Genomic DNA, 17,536 nt, shown 5'->3' with positions numbered 1-17,536 from the left:
TTGCAAAGGTTCGTCCAATCGTTTCAAAGGAGGCCGTTATTTGGACAATAGCATTATTGCGGACTACTATGAACCGCTTTTAACAGATAATCATTTTATTCCAGCAGATGACAACAACAGCTTTAATTCTGCTGGACAATGTTGGAGGCTTTCTCATGAGTTTGGAGAAGGCTTCTATTGGGTCTATGCAAAAAAAGACCTGTATGATATTAAGATTCACGACTTCTATTTCCACGATGATTTTTTCATGGAATTTAATTTGCCGGAATGTTTGAGTATCACTCAATACGAATCAATCTCCGGCGAAGAACTGAATCCATATCGGCGTCTTTCTGCCGGATGTATCAAGACTTTTATCGGAGGTGACAAGCCCTATAAGGCATTGATCCACAAGAAGATTCCCATTTATTCCATCGGTATTGAGGTCATGCCTGCATATTATGAGGGCTATCTGAAAAAGCAGTATCCGAGTGATTATATAAATCCTCTTGCTGCATTCAAGCAGGTGGATCAGACAACGGATTTTCCAGCCATGGCAAAGTTGCTCCATGAAGTAAAACTCTATCGAGGAGATGGTATTGCTGCAGGTTTATTTTATGAAGCTAAGGTTGCCGAGGCGGTTTCTCTTGTGGTGGAAGAACAGAAAAAGCTTCTCACTCGCAAGGAAAAACAGCTAACCGATCAGGATATAGCACAACTGGAAAATGTGATTGCTTATTTGAACGACCATTATGCTTTTGACGTTCCGCTGGAACGACTTGCCAAGATTGCATGCATGGGAACAACCAAGTTGAAATCATCTTTCAAGCAATTACAAGGCTGCACGATCACGGAATATGTTCAACAGCGTCGCATGAGCCAAGCTGAACACTTGTTGATAGATACGGATTTTACGATGGGACAAATTGCGGAAATGATTGGATATTCTACATCCAGCCGGTTTGCGGAGCTGTTCCGTAAAAGCACAGGAATTTTGCCGATAGATTATCGGAAGATGGCACATAAGCAATAACATCATGAACGCTAGGGATTTTTTCTCTGGCGTTTTCTTTGTCAATTTATACGATATATCTTTTCCGAACAGCCAAAATCTCCGTTCCAAATTGTAGTATTAACAGAGGGAAAAACAAAGGTAGGGTTTCGATAGCAAGCACAGCAAGCGAGTACCCGCTTGCGATTTTTCGGATTTTCAGGTCCCTTGCCCGAAAATGAAAAATGCTTGCTGGGATATCCCAGACTCTTATGAGAAACGGAGGCGGAGCATGGCAAACCGGAAGCGGAGCGTTCAAATGAAATTTTATATCACGGAGGAAGAAAAACGGCTCATTGACGAGAAGATGGCACAGCTCCCCACAAGGCGCTATGGTGCCTACCTCTGCAAGATGGCGATTGACGGATATATCATTTACACCGATACGGCGGATATCAAAGCGTTCACCGCGGAGCTTTCCGCCATCTGACGGAATATCAATCAGATCGCCAAGCGGATCAATGCAGGAGGCTCCCCCTATCAGGCGGATATGGAGGAAATCTGGGAAGAGGCACCGTTAAGTAGGTACCTCTTCTGTTTAAAGAGTTGGCTCTTTTTCTGATACGGGAATTTGTATTTCTGGAGCATTAAGCAGTGATGTGAAATTCTGCCGAATGATATCAAGTGTCTTTTGCTTTTTCTGCAGCTCCTGTTTTTCTCGGACGGTAGCAGCCTGTTCAGATTCAAGATTTTCAATTTGCTTCTGGATTTTATTAGAACTTGGGATTTTGGTGACACCGAGATCCTGAAGCTCTTTTTTTAGTGAATCGTGGAGATGGTATTCTGCCTGATGCTTGGTACGGTAATCTTTTGGATTTTTAGCAAATTTGCAATCCTCAATCACTTTTCGGCAGAGCCGGTAAGAATCGCAGTGTTTCTGAATGACTTTCTGCGTGTTCAGATCACTGTTGATTTGTGCTATTTTTTGGTCGGCAACTTTCACAGAAACTTCAATGTCAGATACATGCTGCTTGAAATCCTCATAATTCAACAGGTTATTTTCGGAAAGATAGTTAAAGGTGCGGGCTGCCTCTTTCAGATTATTGAGCTTTGCCCATCGTTCAAATCCTTCTCGATTGCCGGTCGTAACATAAGTGGAAATATTGATATACAGGCGAGCTTCTCTGGACAGATGCTTCGGAGTTTTCACTTTGTTACGATTTTTAGCTAGGCGGATGCGGATATTTTCTTCTGAATAATAGCTTCCGAGAGATTTCATATAAGTGAAATTCTTCTGCTCCGGTGCACGGAAGGACAGGTGTTTTCCTTGGCGGACTTCATATCCGGCTAACTGCATTTTTTGTAGAAATTCCTCATAGTTGATGGAAGTCCAGATTGCCTTATCAACTGCAACACGTAGTTTGGCTTTCCAACTCGTGCCACGATGATATTCCATGTTCTCTTTATAGCTTTTACCTTTTTCTCCGGTTGGCATACTGGTGGCAAGTCCATTTTCATGGCAGATACGATTACTGATCCGGCAGATTTTATGGTAGCTCCGCTTATTCGAAACATATTTGTGATGATCAACAAAACTTGCTGCATTAAAGATGATGTGGTTATGAATGTGGTTTTTGTCAACATGGGTACTAATCACGTATTCATATTTTCCTTTCAGTACTTCGTCTGCAAATTGTTGTCCTAAGCGATGGGCAGTTTCGGCATCAACTTCTCCAGGTTTAAATGACTGGATCAGATGAAATGCCAGGTTATCGCCTTTGTCCATTCCATTCTTTTTTGCCAGTTCTCTTGTCATAGAAAATTCAAGATCTGCAGTTTCCGGGGAACAGCCAAAACTGGAGACTAACAGTTTTTCATCTGTTTTATCTGGATTCGTGATGTAGTCCAGAGCTTTCTTGTCTGTTACTTTAATTGGGAAGATCTTAAGATACGCCATAATTCTTTCACCATCTCTTTCAATTCTTGCATTTCTTCCGGATACAGATCTCCGGTGCTGTTTACTTTTTTGGCAATCTGATTAATATTCACACCAATCTTATGCATTTCTTCATATTGTTTTTTTAATGGAGTGGTATCGGTGTTGACGATGTAACCGTCAATTGCCATTTTACGAAGATAAGCTCCCATGTTTTTTGTCTTTGATTCTATCATTTTTCTGCGGATAAACTTACGTTCTTCTTCGGTGACATAGAAATGGATTTCTTTGTTTCTCTTTCTTTCAGCCATTGGCGGGTTCTCCTTTCTGAGAGGGCAGTTGTATCGTTGCTTTCAGCGTTTTTCAATTTAGGGCAGGGTACCCTAAATTGGGATTTTCCGGAAGTGTATCCTCACTTCCTGTCCTTGCTGTTTTACCCCTCTATTAGTTAAAGTCAGGAGAACCGGGAAAATGCAAAAGAATTTTGCAGGTAGTACGGGATACGAAAATGTGGTATGATTATGGGCAGGATATCAGAAGAATTAGGAGTTGAATAGATTGTGAAGAAAGAAGAAATTTTTGAATATGTGCAGAAACAGTATGGCACGATTCCGGAATATTTATGGAGTAAACTACCGGACAGTGCAGTACTCCGACATGAAAATGGAAAATGGTATGCAGTGATCATGACGGTTGAAAAATCGAAATTGGGATTAGAGGGAAATGATCTGGTTGACATCATGGACGTAAAGTGCGATCCAGAAATGATCAGCATGATTATTCAGACTTATGGATTTTTACAAGGATACCATATGAATAAGCAGCACTGGATCACGATTTTACTGGAAGGTTCGGTCAGTGAAGCAAAGATACTGGACTTTTTGGATATGAGTTATGACCTGATTGATGGAGCAGGCAGAAAGGAAAACAAATGAGAAAAGCGATCGTATATGCATCTGTCCATCATGGAAATACAGAAAAATTAGTAAAAAGCATAGCAGAAGAGTGCCAGGTCGATTTGATTGATGCTGTAAAACAGCCAAATGCAGATATGAACAGTTATGATATGATTGGATTTGCATCAGGAATCTTTTTTTCAAAATTTCATCAGTCGATATTGGGATTTGCAGAGAAGAACCTACCGGATGGCAAAAAGATATTTCTGATTTGTACTTATGGTGGAAGTGCGAATTATAAATCCTTAGAGCAGATTTTGGACAAGAAGCATTCTAAAGTGATAGGAAAATTTGGGTGCAAAGGGTATGACACATTCGGACCATTTAAACTGGTTGGAGGTATTGCTAAAGACCATCCTAATGAAGAAGATATGAAAAACGCAGCGGACTTCGTAAAAGGATTACACTAATTTTTGAGCAAAAAGGAAAACCGGGGATTTTACTCCTCGGTTTTCTGGCAGTTGTGTTTCAGTCTTCAACCTGAAAAATATCTTCTACAGGCACTTTCAGGTAATGTGCCAGCCGGATTGCAATCTCAAGAGAGGGATTACGTTCTCCACGTTCGATGCGGCCTATAGTCTGGCTGCAGGAACCTATGGCTTCAGCCAAATCTGCTTGAATGAGATTCCGTTCTTCACGAATATCTTTTAGTGTATTATTGATTGCCATTCAATCACTTCCTTTGCTTATTGTTATCAGCAGGATCATGAACCTGCTGTTGAAATCTAATGAAATCCCGGAATTTCTGCACCTTTGCATTTCCCGATTATTTTTCCAAAAATCTTAAAAGAGTCAGATTCCAAAACCTGGATAGGACGATATTTTTGATTTAAAGAAATCAGATAAACACCATCTGGCTCATCGTGTAATTCCTTGATGTAAGTATTGCCGTTGAGATAGAAGATTCCAATTTCACCATTAGCAAGAGAATCTTTTTTCTGAATCCATGCAACATCGTCTGTATGATAAAGTGGCTCCATACTGTCACCGGAAATCCGTACACCAAAGTCAGTCTGCTCAGGAGCAAGGTGTCCTACATCATAGGTTTCTTTTACAGAATCCTCCAGGTAATTTCCAGTACCAGCAGAAACTGGTTCCCAGGTAATTTCTACAGGATGATGGAATGGGATAATTTTTGCAGACAGTGGAGAAAACTTTTTAGAAGCTTTCAAAATATCAGCAAATTCAATCAATTTATTTCTGCCTTCTTCATTCAATCCACTCATAATGTTATATGGGTTTTCTCCAAAGAAGGATTCATATATATCTTCGATATCAAGTAACTGGCAAAGTGTCAGGAAAACATGTAAAGCTGGTTCTCGTGCATTGGTCTCCCATTTGGAGATTGCTTTTGTAGTGACCTGAATACCTTCCTGAGAAAGCAGGTCTACCAGATCTGATTGAGAGTATCCTTTCTTTTTTCTATTTTCTGCTAATATTTCCCCGAAATCACGCATTTGTTCGCCTCATTTCTATTTGAATTTTCTACATGCATTATACTGTATGTTAGAAATAAAATCAACAACAATCTCCAAAATGGAGAAAATACAACCAAGATGTTACTTGACTATCTCCGGAATGTCGATATATACTAAACATACAAAAATTGATAAGACATCATGTTGAAGGAAACAGCTGGGAGGTGAAAAGTTTGAGTGAGCGTGTGATCCTGCATAGTGATATGAACTGTTTTTATGCCAGTGTAGAAATGCTACATCATCCGGAATTTGCCGGAATGCCTCTGGCAGTCGGTGGCGATCCGGAAGCCAGACATGGAATTGTACTGACAGCAAATTATATTGCCAAGAAAAAAGGTGTAAAGACCGGAATGGCATTATGGCAGGCAAAACAGATTAGTCCGGAAATCATATTTGTACCACCACGGATGGATTTGTATTTGAGATTTTCAAAGATGGCAAGAGAAATCTATTCGGAGTATACGGACAAGATCGAGCCATATGGAATTGATGAAGCCTGGCTGGATGTATCGGACAGCAGAAATCTGAAAGGAAGCGGAATGACGATTGCAAGAGAAATCAGCCATCGGATTAAATACGAACTGGGTGTAACGGTAAGTATTGGAATTTCCTGGAATAAGATTTATGCGAAACTTGGTTCAGATTATAAAAAGCCGGATGCAATCACAGAGTTTAATCGAGAAAATTATAAAGACAGGATATGGCAGCTTCCAGCGTCAGATTTGCTTTATGTCGGAAGACAGACAAATAAGAAATTGCAAAAACTTGGAATCCGGACAATCGGGCAACTTGCGGAATCAGACGAAAAGTTGTTAGAGAGTCATTTTGGAAAAATAGGAAATGTATTATGGGCTTTCGCAAATGGCTGGGATGAAGATCCGGTTTGCAAGGAAGGATATGAAGCACCAGTAAAGTCGATAGGTAATAGCACTACAACACCGAGAGATCTGGAAAATGATCTGGATGTCTGGATCATTCAAATAGCATTGGCAGAAAGTGTAGCTGCACGATTGCGGAAACATGGATTTAAATGCAAAACAGTAGAAATTACAGTTCGAGATAATCGATTGTATAGTTTTTCCAGACAGATACATTTACGACAGCCAACGAATATTACAAACGAGATTGTAACTGCAGCATTTCAGCTATTTAAAGATAATTACAAATGGGAACATCCCATTAGAAGCCTGGGAATCCGAGCTGCGGATCTTGTGTTAGATGATATTCCCGTGCAGTTGGATTTATTTGGAAATCAGGAGAAAAAGGAAAAGTTAGAGAAGCTGGATCGTACTGTAGATGAGATTAGACGACGGTTTGGATATTTCAGTATACAGCGAGCGGCAATGTATCAGGATAAAGTCTTATCCCACTTAGACGCTGGTACGCACACGATCCATCCACACAGTTATTTTCATGGGTAATTGGAGGGATAGATTTGAAAAAAGTATTAACCAGAAAACAGAAAGAAAGTTATCAGTGTATTTTGAATTATACGAAGGAGCATGGATACCCGCCGACAGTTCGGGAATTTGGAAAATTGATCGGGGTGAAATCAACATCATCAACATTTTCCAGAATCAAGCAGTTGGAGTTAAATGGATATATCCGCAGAATCCCGGCATCGCCAAGAGCAATTGAGATTTTATAGTGAGGTGTCGGCATGAACAAAGTATATGTAGATGTAGTAGCAGAGTTTCGGAAAGACGGACAGCTGGTTCCCATATTTTTTACATGGGAGGATGGAAGAAAGTATAGCATTGACAGAATTTTGAAAATCGAGCGATGCGCCAGCAGAAAAGCAGGCGGTGTAGGAATGATGTACACCTGTATGATACAAGGGCAGGAAAGCCACTTGTTTTACGAAGTGGATAAATGGTTTATGGAGAGAAAAACAGCATAAGGAGAGATTGGTATAGACGATATTATTTGGATTATTAACCGGCAGGGATAGTCACTTTCCCTTTATATTCCTGCAGGTTTTACATAAGAAGAGGGATTCTGGTCAGCAAAGGCAGCTCCCACAATGCCTTTTGGATATCCGCTTCTGCAAATTGTAGTAAGTAATTGCTTCCCATCAAAATCATGGGGAAAGCGAACTGGTCTGAAAGACCGCCAGTTAGTGTGATGATGATAAGGAGATTTTGAAACTGATGACAGACAGAGATTATGCAATTAAATCAATGAAAGAGATTACCTTCCAGATGGCAAGCCATGCGCAGGATTATCTGGAAGTTACAATCGAAAGACATTATACTGATATTAAAGAACTGATGACAAGCTATCAGAAATTGATTTTGGAAAATCAGATTGTGTTAGAAGAACTGGATATGGAGTGCCAGGAGAAAATCAATGAAGATATGGCATATGCGTTGAGTTATCTGAGCATTTATAACAATCAGCTGAATGTGCCAAAGATGCACCGGGAAATGAATAACCTGATGATCATTTATGGTTTGTCAGATATGATCTATCGTGGAATGACACTGGTGAAGTTCTATGCACCGAATGGTGTGATGCTCAGTGAGATCCTTCATTCCTGTTTTTGCAGTCATTATAATAAGACAGATGTGGAAGTACAGCAGGAGTTAGGAATAGGCAGGACTTCTTTTTATAAAATGAAGAAGCAGGCACTTGGATATTTAGGATTTTATTTTTATGAGATCGTGGTACCGCAGGCAAAGGATAAAAGATTTAAACCGTCACTGGGCGTTGAGGAAGAGTAGGTGAGTAATATGAGATACGAAGATTCGATGAAAGGTGTAGCTGATCAGATAATCAAAGAACAGCAGCGAGTCAGTAAAATTAAAAACAATCCAGAAGAGTTCCATTGGCATGACGAATATGCAACGTTGAATTTCTTTCGGTTTATCTGCAAAAATATCGGTAACTTGAGAAATGGAGAAATTGAAAAAATGGTCACACGTTTAAAGAACATAGATCAGAAAGCAGTGGAAAACCATGTGAATGGTGCTGTTTGGGCATTTGATTATGATAAGATGTTCTGTGTATTGATGGAAAATGAAATTTGCCGAAAGGTGTGTGAAAAGAATAAATATAACAGTTGGATGAATCTGATTGGACAGTATTGTGTTTCAAGGAATTAAAGACGAAAAAGTTGTTGGAGAGAAATAATTTCCAGCAACTCTGTCTTTAATGAATAGAGTTCATTTTTTTATTCAACTATTCCCATGATATATACAATATGTAAATTTGCAATTCAAATATAAGTTTATGCTAAGTACAATAATAATAATTACTATTATTGACAAGAGAATAATTATCATGTATAATACAAATATACAAGAAACAAAGTGTTAGAAAAATTGTTAGGAACTTGGTAACAAAAATAAATCGACATTGAAAAGGGAAAATGACTATGATAAAATATGAATGTGAACCATGTGGATATATTTATGATCCGGCAGTAGGAGATCCAGACGCTGGTATCGAGCCAGAAACTGCATTTGAGGATATTCCAGATGACTGGACATGCCCAATCTGCGGATTAGGAAAAGATGTTTTCGTTCCTGTAGAAGACTAAGCAGAAAATGCAGGTACGAAACTGCCAGACATTAAAAGATCCTAAGAGAACATATAAAAGAAATGGAGGTCAAATTATGACTTACGATTTAAACATTACCTTTGATGACAATTTAGTAACAGGAAATGAAACAATTGATACCCAGCATAAAGAATTGATCGACCGTATCCAGAACTTTGTAACTGCCTGTCAAAATGGTGACAGCAAAGTAAAAGCAATCAAAATGCTGGATTATCTGGATGAATATACTGACTTTCATTTCAAAGAAGAGGAAAAGCTTCAGGAAAAATCCGGTTATCCAGAGCGTGAAAAACATTATGAAAAACATGAAGAGTTTAGAAAGACAATTCAGGAACTGTATGAATACCTTCAGGAGTATGAAGGACCGACAGATCGGTTCAGTGAACTTGTACAGAAAAATGTAATCGACTGGCTGTTTGGACACATTAAAACATACGACCGCTCTGTGGCAAAATTTATCTTTATGAAACAAAATCCAGACCAATGCTAAAATAAACCAGGGAACGAGTTCATTCAGAATGTAGACAACGTGATGAAGTAAACTAGGGGCTGTCACAATGCAGCCCCTTTCCTGTTATAACGATATTCTAGGTAATATATTGCGCCGGCATGACATATTATTTTACTACTATATGGGAAGAGCAAGCAGCTCTTCTTTTTTGTCCTTTTTATCCAATTTTAAGTTGTAAAGTTTCTTTTCATGCCAACAGAAATATGCTAAATTGATTTTATAGAACAAGATATAATTCCACTTATATATCGGAGGAAAATGAATGAGAGAGAAAACTATATATGAGAAGATTGCAGAAAAGTATAACACAACACCAGAAGAAGTACGCAGAGAAATGCAGATAGCCATAGATGCAGGATTTGATAATCCTGACCCGGCTGTACAGGAAGAATGGAAGAAAATGACACTTAAAGGAGACAGCCCACACCGGAAGAAGTAATCAATTACGCAGTAAAAAAATTAAAAGGAAATTAAAAATATGAAGAAAAAGATAATTGCAGTAATTTCAGGAACAGCAATTTTGATAATTGCTGCAGGAAGTATTTATGGGAAATTTGAATCCAGTCATAAAGAAGGCGAACCAGATGTAGTTGGAACTTTTTCTGTAAATCGGGATGAAAATATAACCGTGGTCGCAAATAGGGAAGATATAGAGGATAGAGAAGCGTTTGCAAGAAAACTTTTGCAGATGTACAAGGATGATTCTTTTCATTCGACAAAATTTTCCACAGACAGAAGATATGCGACGAGCATTGATATGAACATCTATTTATGGAAAGAGGATATTGAAGACGGGGAATCGGTAATGACAGCCGAATATAGACCTGTAGAATACGGAAAGGACTATGATGTTGTCAATAATCCTGATAAATTTCAACTATATATAGATGGAAAAAAGATTAAATAGTAATCTCCTGAAAGCAAACTTTTTGTCAATTATTTCAAAGAAAAATTAAAGGATAACAATACATAGTTTTGACAATGATATTTTGAAAAAGTTTTATAGGAATGCTCTATTATCAAATTGACATAGGAATATGGTAGCATATAATTAGAATTGAATACACTGAAAAAATGGAGGAATTACATGAAAGCACATAAATATTGGTCAGTAGGAGCTTTAATCACAATGATTGGAACTTTTTATACAGGATATAAAGGGTTAAAAGCAGCACACAAATACTTTGCATTTGGCTCTCTGATATGTATGATTATGGCAGTCTATTCTGGTCATAAAATGATTTCGGGTAATAAAAGAACAAGAAAACAGGTGAAAAATACAAAAGCGGAGGAATAGTAAATGTTAGAGTTAGGAATAAAAGCACCGGATTTTGAATTGCCGGATCAGAACGGAGAAGTGCATAAATTAAGCGATTATGCAGGAAAAAAAGTGATCTTATATTTTTATCCAAAGGATAATACACCAGGATGTACGAAGCAGGCATGTGGCTTTTCTGAGCGTTATCCACAGTTTACTGAGAAGGGAGCTGTTATTCTCGGAGTAAGCAAGGACTCTGTAGCGTCTCACAAGAGATTTGAAGAAAAATACGGACTGGCATTTACTCTATTAGCAGATCCGGAGCGTAAAGTTATTGAAGCATATGATGTCTGGAAAGAAAAGAAAAATTATGGCAAAGTCTCTATGGGAGTAGTAAGAACCACATATCTTATTGATGAACAGGGGATTATTATAAAGGCAAATGATAAAGTCAAGGCTGCAGATGATCCTGAAAATATGCTCAAGGAATTAGATTAATGAAGATAATATTATCCCCTGCTAAAAAGATGATTACAGATACTGACAGTATTGAACCGGATGCATTGCCTGAATTTATTGAAAAGACGACAGAGATACAAAGTTGGTTGAAAAGTAAGTCAAAAGAGGAACTGAAAGGAATTTGGAAATGTAATGACAAGATTGCAGAACAAAATTTCAATAGATTGGGAAATATGAATCTTTATCAGATGCTCAGTCCGGCTGTTTTATCATATGAAGGAATTGCTTTTCAATATATGGCACCATCTGTGTTTGAAGATATGCAGCTTGAGTATGTGCAAAATCATTTGAGAATATTGTCTGCATTTTATGGTGCTCTGAAACCAATGGATGGTGTGACACCTTATCGTTTGGAAATGCAGGCAAAGATCAGGATTGGAGATTCCAAAAATCTGTATGAGTACTGGGGTGACTTGTTATACCGTTCAGTAATAGATGACAGCAGGATTATCATTAATCTTGCATCAAAAGAATACTCAAAATGTATAGAAAAGTATTTGACACCACAGGACAGATATATTTCGGTTACATTTTGTGAAGCTTCTGGAGATAAAATGGTAACAAAAGGTACATATGCCAAGATGGCTCGTGGTGAAATGGTCAGATTTATGGCAGAAAATAATATTGAGAATCCAGTGGATATTAAGAAATTCGACAGACTTGGTTATTCATTCCGGTCTGATTTATCATCAGATACTGAATATGTTTTTGAACGAAAAATAGAACAATGATTTAGATTAAAGATGCTCAGCATGAGCATCTTTTAGTAATAATGAGAATTATTACTATATTATTGACAATATAATAATGATGATATACAATCCCGTCTTTTATTTGATAATTATGCAGATAAAGATTTGCCTGTTATTTTTGTATAAATAATAATGAAACCTTTTTTATATAAATTTTTTGTGATAAAATAACAGTCAGATATATAATACAGACAGGAGACAAAAGGGGATGAAATTAGATGTTTTGGGATTGTTGGGAGCGTGTTCCTATGCATTGGACTGTGTGGAAGCAGAGTTAGTGCATGTAACAGATAAGCATGCGAAGCGTGTTGCATATATGAGTGTCTGCATGGCAGAACAGATGGGAATTCAGGGGGAGAGTCTGCAGGATCTGACAGCCGGTGCGTTGTTACATGATAATGCACTGACTCAATATATTCAGGAAGAATTACACAATGATATTGCAAGTGCAATAGGTTCGGCGATTCCACTGGAGCTGGGAATTCACTGTGCGGCAGGTGAGAAGAACATGAAAGACATTCCATCCCATACGGATATAAAGAATGTCATTTTGTATCATCATGAGAATGCAGATGGAAGTGGACCTTTTGGAAAAAAATGGACAGAAGTACCGGTTTTTGCACGAATTATCCATCTATGCGATCTGCTTGACCAGGTCTGCTGCAGTGATTCTTTTGATTCAGACACCTGGCAGAAGGTAGAAGCATTTCTTCAGGAAATCACAGGTTCTATAGCGGATGAAGAATGTATAGAAGCATTTAGACATGCTTTTTCTGAACAACATTTTCTGTCACTTGGAGAAAAAGATGTGGAGACTCGTTTATGGAACAGAGTGCCGCGTACAAAACAAGATCTTAGCTTTGAACAGATTAAAGCACTGGCGAAATTTTTCGCACGCATCGTAGACTATAAATCACCATTTACGAGTACACACTCCATAGGTGTGGCGGCAGATGCTGAGAAATTATCCAGATTTATGGGATTTGATGAGGAGACAATGCAGAAAATGTATCTTGCAGGAGCGCTGCATGACATTGGAAAGGTTGCCATAGGTAACAAAATTCTGGAGAAGCCGGGAAGACTGACGGATGATGAGTTTGCAGTTATGAAACACCATGCAGCATATACTTATTCTATTCTGTCAGAAATCGATGATTTTGAAGAGATATGTGACTGGGCTGCCTTTCACCATGAAAGACTGGACGGGACAGGCTATCCATTTGGAAAAACAGCTGCTGAATTAAACACACAGGAACGCATCATGGCGTGTGTCGATATTTATCAGGCACTGACAGAAAGCCGCCCGTATAAACAGGGAATGCCACATGAAAAAGCTTACGGTATTTTAAATGATATGGTAGAAAAAGGATGGCTTGATGGAGAAATCGCTTCACAGGTTGATGCTTGTTTTGATCAGAAAATGACAGACATAATTCATGAGGAGAAACAGCTTGGAGAATAAAAAATTATTCCAGATTGGTGATGTGGCAAAAATGTTTCATATCAGTGTTGGCAGCCTGCGGCATTATGAACAGGCAGGTCTGTTGAAACCAGAATACACAGATCCGGAAACAGGCTATCGCTATTATAGTGCACGTCAGTTTGAGGTTTTAAATACGATTCGTTACTTGCGCGTTTTGGATATGCCATTGGGTCAGATTGGAGAGTTTTTGGGAAACAGAGACATCGACGTGATAGAAGATAAGTTGTTAAATCAGAAAAAACTGATAGAAAAAAACGGCGGGAGTTGGAAACAATCGAACGCAAGATATAAAAGCAGCATATCCTACAATCGGAAAAGGAACTGTATATAGAAATCTTGATATATTGGTAGATGAGGGTTCGTTAAGGAAGGTTGAAGTTCCGGATGGAGCGAATAGGTTCGATTTTTCATTGAAAAATCATTACCATGTCAGGTGTACAAAATGCGGTGAAGTTTCAGATGTGGATATGGATGAAATACCGGATTTGCTGGAAAGAATTCATAACACTCATGGAATCGAATTTTTGGATTAGGATATTTCATTTAAAGGTATTTGCCAAAAATGCAGGGAGAAGGTAAAGGGAGGAACAAACTAATGAAATATGTATGTGACGTTTGCGGATGGGAATATGATGAAGAGGAAGGTTATCCAGAAGGTGGTATTGCACCAGGAACAAAGTGGGAGGACGTTCCACAAGATTTTGAATGCCCATTATGTAATGTTGGAAAAGATCAGTTTTCAGAAGTTGAATAAAATTCTGATTATTTAAATACGGATAGATAAACAAAAACCCTGGTGCGTGTGTGAGCAACAGGGTTTTTTATTGCGATAGTTTGTGATGATATCACAGAAAATGATTTACCTTTAGCTTATAATGTAACTACAAACAAAGTAAGGAGGTAGTCTAAATGAGATTAAAAGATAAAGTTGCAATCATTACGGGTGGAAGCCGTGGTATAGGATTTGCTACAGCTGATAAATTCTTGAAGGAAGGTGCTTCAGTTGTGTTGGCAGCAAGTTCACAGGAATCGGCAGACGTTGCTGTAGATAAATTAAAAGAAAAATATCCCAATGCAATAGTTGCTGGAATTAGTCCAAATCTGGCAAGCATGGAGTCTGTCAGAAAGGCTTTTAAAGAGGCAACTGAAAAATATGGATGTGTCGACATACTGGTAAATAATGCAGGGATTTCAGAAAACACCTCATTTATGGATTATACAGAGGAGACTTTTGATAAAGTCATGGATCTAAATGTAAAAGGAGTATTTAATACTACTCGTGTAGCAGCAGAATGTATGGTGGCAAGAGGCAAGGGGGTCATTCTCTCAACTTCTTCCATGGTGAGTATTTCGGGACAGCCAAGTGGGTTTGCTTATCCGGCATCGAAGTTTGCAGTAAACGGATTGACTGTATCATTAGCAAGAGAACTAGGACCTAAAGGTATTCGTGTTAATGCTGTTGCACCTGGGATTACAGAAACTGATATGATGAAGGCCGTGCCAAAGGAAGTTATCGAACCTATGATTGAAAGAATTCCATTGCGTCGTCTTGGACAGCCAGAAGATATTGCCAATGCATTTGTGTTTCTTGCTTCAGATGAGGCGAGTTACATTACAGGTGTTATATTAAGTGTAGATGGTATGGCAAGAAGTTAAGTCAATGTGGTATGGTGATGTCATCACAGAAAAGAAATAAAAATCAGATTATAATAAAGCCACAAAGAAATGATAGGGAGGATTATAAAATGACTGCAATTAATATCAATAAAAATAATTTCCAGAGTGAAGTAATGAATTCTGATAAACCTGTCCTTTTGGATTTTTGGGCGCCTTGGTGTGCTCCTTGTCGTATGGTGGTTCCTATCATAGAGGAGATTGCAGGTGAACGCCCTGATATCAGAGTTGGTAAAATCAATGTGGATGAGCAGCCTGAACTGGCAAGTGAATTTAGTATTATGAGTATCCCAACTTTGGTGGTTATGAAGAATGGGAAGATCGTACAACAGGTTTCAGGTGCGAGACCTAAGAATGCAATTTTAGAAATGCTTTAAGGAGGAGGTGCACTAATGGGATTTTTTGATTTCCTTAAACAGGCGAATATTAATCAAGGGATAGAGGAATATAAAAGGACTGCTGGTGCAGTTCTGCTGGATGTACGTACTCCGCAGGAATATCAGGAAGGGCATATACCAGAAAGTAAAAATGTACCGTTACAACAACTTAACAATGTTGTTTCAGTAGTGAAGAATACAGAAATTCCACTGTTTGTATACTGTTATTCCGGAGCCCGAAGTCGTCAAGCAACAGGGTTGTTGCAACGAATGGGATATTCTAAAGTAAATAATATCGGTGGCATTGCTGCTTATTCAGGAAAGGTGGAAAAATAAGATGAAGGTAATAATCGTAGGAGGTGTAGCCGGAGGAGCTACAGCTGCTGCAAGAATACGAAGACTGGATGAACATGCAGAAATTACTGTGTTTGAAAGATCCGGATACATATCCTATGCGAATTGTGGGCTTCCATATTATATTGGAGACGTGATCACAGATCCGGAAGAACTTACACTACAGACACCTGAGAGCTTTTTTAAACGCTTCCGTATTAATATGAAAATTCATCATGAAGTTATCTCCATACATCCGGAACGTAAAACTGTTTCAGTGAAGAATTTAGAAAACGGTGAAATATTTGAAGAAAATTACGATAAGCTGATCCTTTCTCCAGGTGCAAAGCCAACACAGCCGAGACTTCCTGGAGTAGGTATTGATAAACTATTTACACTTCGTACTGTAGAAGATACTTTTCGGATAAAGGAATATATAAATAAGAATCATCCAAAATCGGCTGTATTGGCTGGCGGCGGTTTTATTGGTTTAGAGCTGGCAGAAAATTTGAGGGAGCTTGGCATGGATGTTACGATTGTCCAGCGGCCTAAGCAGCTGATGAATCCATTTGACCCGGATATGGCATCCATGATCCATAATGAAATGAGAAAGCATGGAATAAAACTGGTACTAGGCTATACAGTAGAAGGATTTAAAGGAAAAGACAATGGAGTGGAGATCTTATTAAAAGATAATCCATCCCTTCAGGCTGATATGGTGGTGCTAGCAATCGGAGTCACACCAGACACAGCATTAGCAAAAGAAGCTGGTCTGGAACTTGGCATCAAGGGAAGTATTGTAGTGAATGACAGAATGGAAACTTCTGTACCGGATATTTATGCAGCAGGTGATGCAGTTCAGGTAAAACATTATGTTACGGGTGATGATGCGCTGATTTCTTTAGCGGGACCTGCTAATAAACAGGGCAGGATCATCGCGGATAACATTTGTGGTGGTGATAGTCGTTACCTGGGCAGTCAGGGAAGCTCCGTTATCAAAGTATTTGATATGACAGCAGCCACTACAGGTATCAATGAAACCAATGCCAAAAAGTCAGGATTAGAGGTAGATACAGTAATTCTTTCTCCTATGAGTCATGCCGATTACTATCCTGGTGGAAAAGTGATGACCATGAAGGTGGTTTTTGAAAAAGAGACCTATCGTTTGCTTGGCGCTCAGATTATTGGATATGAAGGAGTTGATAAACGTATTGATGTGCTGGCAACAGCAATTCATGCAGGGCTGAAGGCAACCCAGCTGAAGGATTTGGATCTCGCATATGCACCGCCTTATTCCTCTGCCAAGGATCCTGTAAATATGGCAGGATTCATGATAGACAATATAGCAAAAGGTACCTTAAAACAATGGCATCTGGAAGATATGGATAAGATTTCTAGAGATAAAAGTGTTGTGTTGCTGGATGTGAGAACTGTAGGTGAATTTAGCAGGGGGCATATTAATGGATTCAAAAATATTCCTGTAGATGAACTGAGGGAACGGATCAATGAAATTGAGAAAGGAAAACCTGTATATCTGGTATGCCAGAGTGGGCTGCGCAGTTATATTGCGAGTCGTATTCTGGAAGGAAATGGATATGAAACATATAACTTTTCCGGCGGATTTCGTTTCTATGATGCAGTGGTCAATGACCGTACGCTGATTGAAAAGTCATATGCATGTGGTATGGATTATTAGAAATAAACAAAACATTTTTATAATTTTTTCG

Annotated in this window: 27 protein-coding genes and 1 pseudogene; 24 read left to right on the top strand and 4 right to left on the bottom strand. The window is 38.7% G+C overall.

The genetic code is table 11. The features are described 5' to 3' along the window. Nucleotides 1-40 precede the first annotated feature (40 nt). On the top strand, nucleotides 41-1,012 hold the full coding sequence (locus tag DWZ38_RS17025; protein ID WP_117854289.1) for an AraC family transcriptional regulator: 972 nt from the start codon (nucleotides 41-43) through the stop codon (nucleotides 1,010-1,012). Nucleotides 1,013-1,262: 250 nt separating this feature from the next. Next, a pseudogene (gene mobC, locus DWZ38_RS17020) lies at nucleotides 1,263-1,592 on the top strand (plasmid mobilization relaxosome protein MobC). On the opposite strand, the gene DWZ38_RS17015 reads toward mobC, so the two are convergent. Both DWZ38_RS17015 and DWZ38_RS17010 read right to left on the bottom strand, forming a co-directional pair. Beyond that, the gene (locus DWZ38_RS17015) at nucleotides 1,569-2,927 is read right to left on the bottom strand and encodes a relaxase/mobilization nuclease domain-containing protein (protein ID WP_117854288.1); all 1,359 of its coding nucleotides are present in this window, start codon (nucleotides 2,925-2,927) and stop codon (nucleotides 1,569-1,571) included. The pseudogene mobC and the gene DWZ38_RS17015 sit on opposite strands and share 24 nt — an antisense overlap. After that, nucleotides 2,894-3,217, bottom strand: coding sequence for a MobC family plasmid mobilization relaxosome protein (locus DWZ38_RS17010; protein WP_117854287.1), 324 nt, complete (start codon nucleotides 3,215-3,217; stop codon nucleotides 2,894-2,896). The genes DWZ38_RS17015 and DWZ38_RS17010 overlap by 34 nt, the downstream gene beginning before the upstream one ends. Before the next feature lie 249 nt (nucleotides 3,218-3,466). On the opposite strand from DWZ38_RS17010, the gene DWZ38_RS17005 reads away from it, so the two are divergent. After that, nucleotides 3,467-3,841 (top strand): MmcQ/YjbR family DNA-binding protein, encoded by a 375-nt coding sequence (locus DWZ38_RS17005; protein ID WP_117854286.1) that lies wholly within the window; start codon nucleotides 3,467-3,469, stop codon nucleotides 3,839-3,841. Further along, a complete protein-coding gene (locus DWZ38_RS17000) occupies nucleotides 3,838-4,272 on the top strand; it encodes a flavodoxin family protein (RefSeq protein WP_117854285.1) in 435 nt (144 codons plus the stop codon). Before DWZ38_RS17005 ends, DWZ38_RS17000 begins: the two co-directional genes overlap by 4 nt. 58 nt (nucleotides 4,273-4,330) lie before the next feature. Here DWZ38_RS17000 and DWZ38_RS16995 read toward each other — a convergent pair whose 3' ends face one another. After that, on the bottom strand, nucleotides 4,331-4,531 hold the full coding sequence (locus tag DWZ38_RS16995) for a helix-turn-helix transcriptional regulator (RefSeq protein WP_005344265.1): 201 nt from the start codon (nucleotides 4,529-4,531) through the stop codon (nucleotides 4,331-4,333). A gap of 56 nt (nucleotides 4,532-4,587) precedes the next feature. Further along, nucleotides 4,588-5,319, bottom strand: a complete 732-nt coding sequence (locus DWZ38_RS16990) for an XRE family transcriptional regulator (protein WP_117854284.1) — start codon at nucleotides 5,317-5,319, stop codon at nucleotides 4,588-4,590. A gap of 194 nt (nucleotides 5,320-5,513) precedes the next feature. On the opposite strand from DWZ38_RS16990, the gene dinB reads away from it, so the two are divergent. The 20 genes from dinB to DWZ38_RS16890 all read left to right on the top strand — a co-directional run bounded on the left by dinB (nucleotide 5,514) and on the right by DWZ38_RS16890 (nucleotide 17,505). Next, nucleotides 5,514-6,761 carry a DNA polymerase IV gene (dinB, locus tag DWZ38_RS16985; protein ID WP_117854283.1) on the top strand — a complete coding sequence of 416 codons (1,248 nt, stop codon included), beginning with the start codon at nucleotides 5,514-5,516 and terminating at the stop codon, nucleotides 6,759-6,761. 14 nt (nucleotides 6,762-6,775) lie between these two features. Next, on the top strand, nucleotides 6,776-6,988 hold the full coding sequence (locus DWZ38_RS16980; protein WP_117854282.1) for a DNA-binding protein: 213 nt from the start codon (nucleotides 6,776-6,778) through the stop codon (nucleotides 6,986-6,988). Between the two features lie 12 nt (nucleotides 6,989-7,000). Further along, complete coding sequence (locus tag DWZ38_RS16975; RefSeq protein ID WP_005344271.1) at nucleotides 7,001-7,240, top strand: hypothetical protein; 240 nt, start codon at nucleotides 7,001-7,003, stop codon at nucleotides 7,238-7,240. A gap of 250 nt (nucleotides 7,241-7,490) precedes the next feature. Further along, nucleotides 7,491-8,063, top strand: a complete 573-nt coding sequence (locus DWZ38_RS16970; protein ID WP_008688147.1) for a hypothetical protein — start codon at nucleotides 7,491-7,493, stop codon at nucleotides 8,061-8,063. Between the two features lie 9 nt (nucleotides 8,064-8,072). Beyond that, nucleotides 8,073-8,444: a hypothetical protein gene (locus tag DWZ38_RS16965; RefSeq protein ID WP_117854315.1), complete on the top strand. Its 372-nt coding sequence runs from the start codon at nucleotides 8,073-8,075 to the stop codon at nucleotides 8,442-8,444. A gap of 272 nt (nucleotides 8,445-8,716) precedes the next feature. After that, nucleotides 8,717-8,881 carry a rubredoxin gene (gene rd, locus DWZ38_RS16960; RefSeq protein ID WP_117594029.1) on the top strand — a complete coding sequence of 55 codons (165 nt, stop codon included), beginning with the start codon at nucleotides 8,717-8,719 and terminating at the stop codon, nucleotides 8,879-8,881. 76 nt (nucleotides 8,882-8,957) lie between these two features. Further along, nucleotides 8,958-9,392 carry a hemerythrin family protein gene (locus tag DWZ38_RS16955; RefSeq protein ID WP_117854281.1) on the top strand — a complete coding sequence of 145 codons (435 nt, stop codon included), beginning with the start codon at nucleotides 8,958-8,960 and terminating at the stop codon, nucleotides 9,390-9,392. A 283-nt stretch (nucleotides 9,393-9,675) separates the two neighbouring features. Continuing rightward, nucleotides 9,676-9,852, top strand: a complete 177-nt coding sequence (locus DWZ38_RS16950; RefSeq protein ID WP_243000325.1) for a sporulation initiation factor Spo0A C-terminal domain-containing protein — start codon at nucleotides 9,676-9,678, stop codon at nucleotides 9,850-9,852. A 39-nt stretch (nucleotides 9,853-9,891) separates the two neighbouring features. Beyond that, nucleotides 9,892-10,320 carry a hypothetical protein gene (locus DWZ38_RS16945; protein ID WP_117854280.1) on the top strand — a complete coding sequence of 143 codons (429 nt, stop codon included), beginning with the start codon at nucleotides 9,892-9,894 and terminating at the stop codon, nucleotides 10,318-10,320. A gap of 180 nt (nucleotides 10,321-10,500) precedes the next feature. Then, nucleotides 10,501-10,710, top strand: a complete 210-nt coding sequence (locus DWZ38_RS16940) for a DUF6219 family protein (protein ID WP_008708189.1) — start codon at nucleotides 10,501-10,503, stop codon at nucleotides 10,708-10,710. Between the two features lie 3 nt (nucleotides 10,711-10,713). Next, nucleotides 10,714-11,169 (top strand): thioredoxin-dependent thiol peroxidase, encoded by a 456-nt coding sequence (gene bcp, locus DWZ38_RS16935; protein ID WP_117854279.1) that lies wholly within the window; start codon nucleotides 10,714-10,716, stop codon nucleotides 11,167-11,169. Further along, entirely contained in the window at nucleotides 11,169-11,921 is a 753-nt protein-coding gene (yaaA, locus tag DWZ38_RS16930) for a peroxide stress protein YaaA (protein ID WP_117854278.1), read from the top strand. Before bcp ends, yaaA begins: the two co-directional genes overlap by 1 nt. Nucleotides 11,922-12,150: 229 nt before the next feature. Further along, nucleotides 12,151-13,404, top strand: a complete 1,254-nt coding sequence (locus DWZ38_RS16925; RefSeq protein ID WP_117854277.1) for an HD domain-containing phosphohydrolase — start codon at nucleotides 12,151-12,153, stop codon at nucleotides 13,402-13,404. Next, entirely contained in the window at nucleotides 13,394-13,756 is a 363-nt protein-coding gene (locus DWZ38_RS16920; RefSeq protein WP_330385708.1) for a helix-turn-helix domain-containing protein, read from the top strand. Before DWZ38_RS16925 ends, DWZ38_RS16920 begins: the two co-directional genes overlap by 11 nt. Continuing rightward, nucleotides 13,713-13,958 (top strand): transcriptional repressor, encoded by a 246-nt coding sequence (locus DWZ38_RS16915; RefSeq protein WP_117854276.1) that lies wholly within the window; start codon nucleotides 13,713-13,715, stop codon nucleotides 13,956-13,958. The genes DWZ38_RS16920 and DWZ38_RS16915 overlap by 44 nt, the downstream gene beginning before the upstream one ends. Before the next feature lie 62 nt (nucleotides 13,959-14,020). Beyond that, the gene (locus DWZ38_RS16910; RefSeq protein ID WP_117854275.1) at nucleotides 14,021-14,179 is read left to right on the top strand and encodes a rubredoxin; all 159 of its coding nucleotides are present in this window, start codon (nucleotides 14,021-14,023) and stop codon (nucleotides 14,177-14,179) included. Nucleotides 14,180-14,334: 155 nt separating this feature from the next. Beyond that, on the top strand, nucleotides 14,335-15,081 hold the full coding sequence (locus DWZ38_RS16905) for a 3-oxoacyl-ACP reductase family protein (protein ID WP_005421611.1): 747 nt from the start codon (nucleotides 14,335-14,337) through the stop codon (nucleotides 15,079-15,081). Nucleotides 15,082-15,170: 89 nt separating this feature from the next. After that, nucleotides 15,171-15,476, top strand: coding sequence for a thioredoxin (gene trxA / locus DWZ38_RS16900; protein ID WP_117854274.1), 306 nt, complete (start codon nucleotides 15,171-15,173; stop codon nucleotides 15,474-15,476). 15 nt (nucleotides 15,477-15,491) lie between these two features. Then, the gene (locus tag DWZ38_RS16895) at nucleotides 15,492-15,812 is read left to right on the top strand and encodes a rhodanese-like domain-containing protein (protein ID WP_117854273.1); all 321 of its coding nucleotides are present in this window, start codon (nucleotides 15,492-15,494) and stop codon (nucleotides 15,810-15,812) included. 1 nt (nucleotide 15,813) lies between these two features. Then, complete coding sequence (locus DWZ38_RS16890) at nucleotides 15,814-17,505, top strand: FAD-dependent oxidoreductase (RefSeq protein ID WP_117854272.1); 1,692 nt, start codon at nucleotides 15,814-15,816, stop codon at nucleotides 17,503-17,505. Nucleotides 17,506-17,536 lie beyond the last annotated feature (31 nt).

The sequence above is a fragment of the Ruminococcus sp. AF31-8BH genome (assembly GCF_003460605.1).
Lineage (GTDB): Bacteria > Bacillota > Clostridia > Lachnospirales > Lachnospiraceae > Blautia_A > Blautia_A acetigignens.
Note: the sequence above shows the minus strand (reverse complement) of the source record. Positions and strands in the feature narration are given on the sequence as shown.